Raw genomic sequence first — 5,705 nt, forward strand, 5'->3', positions numbered from 1 at the left:
ATTTAGAGAACGCACGCAGCTGCTGAACGCGCTTCCGTCTAATCTCAGCAGCAAACATCGGGCCAAATCTGTTCCACCAATATCGGACAGTTTCGTGGCTCACGTCGATGCCTCGCTCATGCAGCAGATCTTCGACATTCCGAAGCGAGAGCGGGAATCGGATGTACAGCATCACCGCAAGGCGGATGATCTCGGGACTGGTTTTGGAGTATTTGAAAGAGGCAGGTCTGGTCATGGGCAAAAGCTATGCAACACCCCTGCCCTGCTCAAGAAACGTTCTTCCGACAAGACCCCTATCTGAGGTAATTGGTGCAAGCTACGAAGTAAGTCATGCGTTGATATCGCTTCATGGCAATCCACGGTTCATCTTGGCCAAGCCCTCAGAGGCCCTAGAAATCTGACTTTCGCAGTCAGCGTGTCCGCGATCAGGTCTTGGCCTACTACCCCAATCACTGGGTGTTTTTTAGAGTCGAAACGATTGGAAAATATTGTCGAAGCGGATTTAGGTGAAACGATCCATCGTTAGGTGTTTAGCTCATCTGCGGGTTAAGCGCACTATCACTTTAATGCCGCTGATAGCAGCCGTTAATCATGTGTTCGGATGAATGCTCCTCTTAAGTTGAATTTATCAATTCTGCATTCACCAACCGCTACCAGATTTTTGGTCGAAGTGCCCAGTCAGTTCTGCTTGAATCTCAGCTGGGCTTTTAAACAATCACAGCAGATTGGATCGGATAAACTTGGACAACTGCTATCGTTTCTATGCGTGGTTAGCCGTTCTTTTGGTTCTTTTCGGCATCCCGAAACCGCCGCACGAGATAATCTACGAACGCGCGGGTTTTTGGTGCTAGATTCCGCCTTTCGGCAAACATTACGACAATATCTGTGCTGGGTGGTGCATACTCCGGCATGACGTGGACAAGTTCGCCGGAGCTAAATTTGATATTTGCCATATAGCAGGGCAGCCGTGCGATCCCGATGCCAGCAAGAGCGGCTCGAAAGACGACATCGGTGCTGTTTCCCTCAAAACTGCCCGTTGCTTCAAATTTTTCGCCTGCGTTCGGTTCGATGCTGTTCCAAGCGTTCCGCTGGCTTCTCCCAGCAACTCTTAAGCAATTGTGCTCAGCCAATTCGGAAAAATTCGACGGTGTTCCAGAACGCTCAAGGTATTCAGGTGAGGCACATAGCACCCTTCGGCTTTGCATAATGCGCCTGATGACCATATCTGGATTCTTGCGTTGTTCCGCAAAGCAGATCGCCGCATCGAACCCTTCACTCCGAAGATCAATTTCTCGGTCGGTCAGATCCAGAGACATTTGAACCTCCGGGTTCTCTTTCATGAACTCTGGCAGGGCAGGAATCAGTTGGGACTTACCGAATGCAACAGTCGACGCGATCCTGAGTTCTCCGCGTGGGACACCGTCAAAGCTGTGGATCATCGCTTTGGCTTCATTGAATTTGTCGGCCATCGCTTTGCATTTTTCATAGAAATCTTGGCCTTCTCGCGTCGGAGAGACACCCGTTCTGGTGCGATTGAGAAGGCGGTAGTGCACCTGATCTTCAAGTAACCCGATCTGCTTACTTACTGCTGATGGGGTCTGCCCCATTGATCTAGCAGCCGCAGAGATGCTGCCCTGCTCGACAACCGTCGTAAAGATTAGCATTTGCGCAGAAATGTCCATGTCGTGACCTTTGCTGTTCCAATATGGCATGGGGTCTTTGCCAAATTGTCGAATTGTGAGCGCCACCAAATACCCTTATCTCTGCATTGCAGCAAAAATACCGCATTGCAGCAACGGACGAGGCAATATCATGGCAATTACTCGATCAAACAGCGGGCTAGATGTCGTTTTCGAAGCTGGCCGCACGTTCTTTCATCAAAAACTGGACGCGATACGCAGGGCACAGGCCAAACGCAGGGTTTATCGCGCAACGTATTATGAGCTCTCGGTGCTATCGGACCGCGACCTGACAGATCTGGGCATTCCGCGCAGTAGCATCAAAAGACTTTCTATGGAGGCTGCATATGGCTGCTAACACCCAAACGGCTGGTACCGATCGTGGTCACGCCATTGCTCTATCAATCAGCTTCCAGGCGAGGATCGGAGCCACGGCAAATGCGGCCTTCAAGGCGCTTCAAACGGCCCGGATGCTCTCCACACTTTCGAATATGAACGACCATCAGCTCGCTCAGATCGGAATCTCGCGATCCGATATCCCAGAATATGCCGCAAAATTGATGGCTAACGAATAGCGAAGTAGACCCTCAGAACAAAAGATTGAACGGAATTTGCTGGTCCTCGCTCCTCCCAGAGTAAGCCAGCAAGAGCGGCGGCGTAAAAGCCAACAGGGAGCGCCAACGCAAAGGGCCAGTATTTTCACCTCCTCCCGAAAGTGCTGGCCCAAACCACCCTGCCAAGCAGGAGCCGTGAAAGATGAGAGGCAGGAGAACATCACGAGACCCGATCGTTCGTCGTCTCCGTTTCGGCGATCAAGATAGCATCTGTGATCATTTTCTTCGATTAGATGACCAGACTCGGCGCGCACGATTTTGTGGAACCGTTTCTAATAAAGGGGTTTTGGGTTATGCGCAGAATGTCCTTCGGTACGACAGCATCGTTTGTGGAGCGTTTATCTCTGGGCAATTGAGGGGCCTTGTGGAACTGCGCGGTATCTTTCAGTCATGGCGATCAAAGACCGAAGCCGCCTTTTCCGTGGAGGCCGAGTGGCAAGGTGTTGGCATTGGTGACGCTTTGTTTCAACAGATGTTCGCAATGGCACAGAACAGGTGTGTCAGGACAATCCAAATGATGTGCCTGCAGGAAAACCACCACATGCGCTATCTTGCTGCGAAACATAACGCGCGGTTTGTAGCTGACGCGGATATTGTTGAAGCAATCTTGCATCCCAACTGGCCTACGCCAACGTCAATTGCTATTGAGATCATCGCGGAAACTAGGGCACACTCACATCTGCTCTTCACTCAAACGACCAGTAGCACGCTGCGCATTACTGCCGTTTGAATGGGCTTTAGTGAATGACCCTTTTCCGCCCGACGTGCTAAAAACCATTCTCCGCATTGGGCTCTGTACGGTCACTCTTCAAACCACATCGCATGTCCAATTTGCCGGCTAAGACGCACAATGGTTGTCAGCTAGTTAGCAGTAGTTGATTTGCATCCTGAGTAGTTCGAACTACTTGGTAAACAAGTGTTGCATCACCAGCACTTAGCCCCATCCAAGTTTAGCGATGTTGCTGGTCCCCGGCAGCCTGCTAGCCAAACTTGGTGAGTCTTTTTAGCGAGATGAAAATTCCTAAACCCCATCATTTCAACGACCGCTCCAGCCTTGGTGCCGGTGTTAAGTCAAATACACTCAGCGATTGCTTGGCGGAAAAAGCAGGCCAAGTCGAATAGCCGCGATGATCGCAACTGAGATTTGCACTTGCGTCCTTAGGGGCTTTGCCGATGGTGATTAACGGGCCCTGTTCAATTCAAGACCGGTCACTTAGCTTGAGCAGACACCACAATGAGGATGATTTATGACGGACAAATTTGACTTCGAAAATAGCTGGCAACCCTCCCAGCGGTATCCAGACCCATCCGTTGTGGCGTTCGATCCGCGCTTTGATAAATACAGGCTGCCGTTGGCCGGCGTAGAACGATTGGCAACTGGTTGTCGCTGGTGTGAAGGGCCAGTCTGGTTCGGTGACGGGCGATATCTGCTATGGAGTGATATTCCGAATAACCGGATCATGCGCTGGGACGAGGTTACCGGACAGTCATCGGCGTTTCGTCAGCCCTCGAATTTTGCCAACGGTCAGACCCGGGACAGGCAAGGTCGCCTGATTTCGTGCGAGCACGGTGGACGACGGGTTACGCGCACAGAATATGATGGGTCAATCACTGTGCTAGCCGAGAGCTTTGACGGAAAGCGTCTCAACTCGCCCAATGATGTGATCGTCAAATCAGACGGCAGTGTCTGGTTCACGGATCCACCGTTTGGCATCTCGGGCAACTACGAAGGTCATCGCGCCGAACCAGAGTTAGGCCAGAACGTATACCGACTGGACCCCGACACCGAAAAACTGAAAGTCGTAGCCGATGACATTCTGGGACCAAATGGCTTGGCCTTCAGCCCCGATGAGACCGTGCTCTACATTGTTGAATCGCGTGGTGAACCGTCTCGAAAGATACTAGCTTATGACGTGAACACAGATGGTGCCTCGATCCAGAACAAGCGTGCGCTAATCGATGCAGGTTCTGGCACGCCAGATGGATTCCGCGTGGATGTGGATGGCAACCTCTGGTGCGGTTGGGGTATGGGTGATGCCGAACTGGACGGAGTGATGGTCTTTGACCCTGATGGAACTCCAATAGGTCGCATCGCATTGCCTGAACGATGTGCCAATGTCTGCTTTGGAGGCCGTGCCAACAGCCGACTTTTTATGGCAGCAAGCCATTCTGTGTACGCCCTCTATGTCAACGTCGCTGGCATGGCGGGAGGGTAAAACTGCTCTCTGGAGGGCTTCTGCGCGAAAAAAAGGTTTCCCTAATGGGCTCTCAGATCTCCGGACTCCGCTTTTTGAGCGACTACTATGGGCTCAGAGCAGTCGTTCGCTGTGCAGTGCATCAATGACCGCTGCGCGGACAAAGCCGCCTCCGCCTGGCGTCCGCTCTGCAATTCTCTGGTCTCGCAAGCCCTGTGTGATATCCATGTTGAGGTGCTGTCAGACGAATTCGAACCAGTCTCAGTTTGCCGCAGAAACCTTGAACCAATCCGGAACAAAGTTGACGCCACTCGCTAAGTGCGGCGGCGCGGGTCAGATTGAAGGTGTCTCGGCTGGCTAGCGATCTTTCCTGGTTGAAGTGGTTGTATACGGAGGAATGGACGGAAGCGAATTTCTGTAAACTTCGCATGCGCCTGAAACGTTGCATAGCGCGTTCGCGTCGTCGAAACGGCAGGTGCGAATTCTCGACGCGGTTATTGAGCCACCTGCCCGTCTGTTGTTTTTCAAGAGCGCCCATTTCTCTGAGCGCAGCCTTGTAGGAAGCGAAGCGATCTGTGACGATCTCTTCGGCGCAACCGTGCCGCTTCATCAATTTCTTGAGGAATCTCAGTGCTGCGGCTTTGTTTCGACGCGTCGTGACGACGGCCTCAAGCACCTCACCTTCGTGATCAACGGCCCGCCAAAGATAATGCCGCTTGCCACTCACCTTTACGAAAACCTCGTCCACATGCCACTTCCATTTGGAGTATGCCCTCAATTGCTGAACACGCTTCCGCCTGATTTCAGAAGCAAACATGGGGCCAAACCTGTTCCACCAGTATCGGACAGTTTCGTGGCTCACGTCGATGCCTCGCTCGCGCAACAAATCTTCGACATTCCGAAGTGAGAGCGGGAAACGGATGTACAGCATCACAGCAAGGCGAATGATTTCGGGACTAGTTTTGAAGTATTTGAAAGAGGCAGTTTTGGTCACGTGCAAATGCTACGCAACCGCCCTGCCCCCCTCAAGACAAATTCTTCTGACAAGGACGAACGGGAAGTCACTGCGGAACGTATTCGTGACAAGATTGCAGCGTCTAAGAAAAAGGGGCTTTGGATGGGTGGTAACCTGCCCCTGGGCTATGATCGCCACCCGGATCCAAAGGCAAGAACGCTGGTGGTGAATGAAGAGGAGGCCAGAACGGTCCGGCATCTCT

5 protein-coding genes and 3 pseudogenes are annotated in these 5,705 nt (G+C 52.1%); 5 read left to right on the forward strand and 3 right to left on the reverse strand.

Annotated elements, in window-relative coordinates; genetic code table 11:
- Positions 1–235 (reverse strand): annotated as a pseudogene (locus GOV53_RS21395) (IS6 family transposase); the annotation flags it as partial.
- Between the two features lie 535 nt (positions 236–770).
- Entirely contained in the window at positions 771–1,748 is a 978-nt protein-coding gene (locus tag GOV53_RS21095) for a LysR family transcriptional regulator (protein ID WP_367648817.1), read from the reverse strand.
- Between the two features lie 64 nt (positions 1,749–1,812).
- Between GOV53_RS21095 and GOV53_RS21100 the strand changes: the two genes are divergently transcribed.
- The 4 genes from GOV53_RS21100 to GOV53_RS21115 all read left to right on the forward strand — a co-directional run bounded on the left by GOV53_RS21100 (position 1,813) and on the right by GOV53_RS21115 (position 4,509).
- Positions 1,813–2,037, forward strand: a complete 225-nt coding sequence (locus GOV53_RS21100) for a DUF1127 domain-containing protein (protein ID WP_254439364.1) — start codon at positions 1,813–1,815, stop codon at positions 2,035–2,037.
- The gene (locus GOV53_RS21105) at positions 2,027–2,254 is read left to right on the forward strand and encodes a DUF1127 domain-containing protein (protein ID WP_254439365.1); all 228 of its coding nucleotides are present in this window, start codon (positions 2,027–2,029) and stop codon (positions 2,252–2,254) included. The genes GOV53_RS21100 and GOV53_RS21105 overlap by 11 nt, the downstream gene beginning before the upstream one ends.
- Before the next feature lie 403 nt (positions 2,255–2,657).
- Entirely contained in the window at positions 2,658–3,023 is a 366-nt protein-coding gene (locus GOV53_RS21110) for a hypothetical protein (protein WP_170470507.1), read from the forward strand.
- Positions 3,024–3,540: 517 nt separating this feature from the next.
- Complete coding sequence (locus tag GOV53_RS21115) at positions 3,541–4,509, forward strand: SMP-30/gluconolactonase/LRE family protein (protein WP_170470510.1); 969 nt, start codon at positions 3,541–3,543, stop codon at positions 4,507–4,509.
- A 277-nt stretch (positions 4,510–4,786) separates the two neighbouring features.
- Here GOV53_RS21115 and GOV53_RS21120 read toward each other — a convergent pair.
- Positions 4,787–5,482 (reverse strand): annotated as a pseudogene (locus tag GOV53_RS21120) (IS6 family transposase); the annotation flags it as partial.
- Positions 5,483–5,488: 6 nt separating this feature from the next.
- Between GOV53_RS21120 and GOV53_RS21125 the strand changes: the two are divergent.
- Positions 5,489–5,705, forward strand: a pseudogene (locus GOV53_RS21125) (hypothetical protein); the annotation flags it as partial.

The organism is Ruegeria arenilitoris, from assembly GCF_013035315.1.
GTDB lineage: Bacteria > Pseudomonadota > Alphaproteobacteria > Rhodobacterales > Rhodobacteraceae > Ruegeria > Ruegeria arenilitoris_D.

What these genes read in the sequence shown, in the direction of transcription:
- GOV53_RS21100 (WP_254439364.1), top strand. Translation starts at nt 1,813, where the DNA reads ATGGCAATTACTCGATCAAACAGCGGGCTAGATGTCGTTTTCGAAGCT.
- GOV53_RS21105 (WP_254439365.1), top strand. Translation starts at nt 2,027, where the DNA reads ATGGCTGCTAACACCCAAACGGCTGGTACCGATCGTGGTCACGCCATT.
- GOV53_RS21115 (WP_170470510.1), top strand. Translation starts at nt 3,541, where the DNA reads ATGACGGACAAATTTGACTTCGAAAATAGCTGGCAACCCTCCCAGCGG.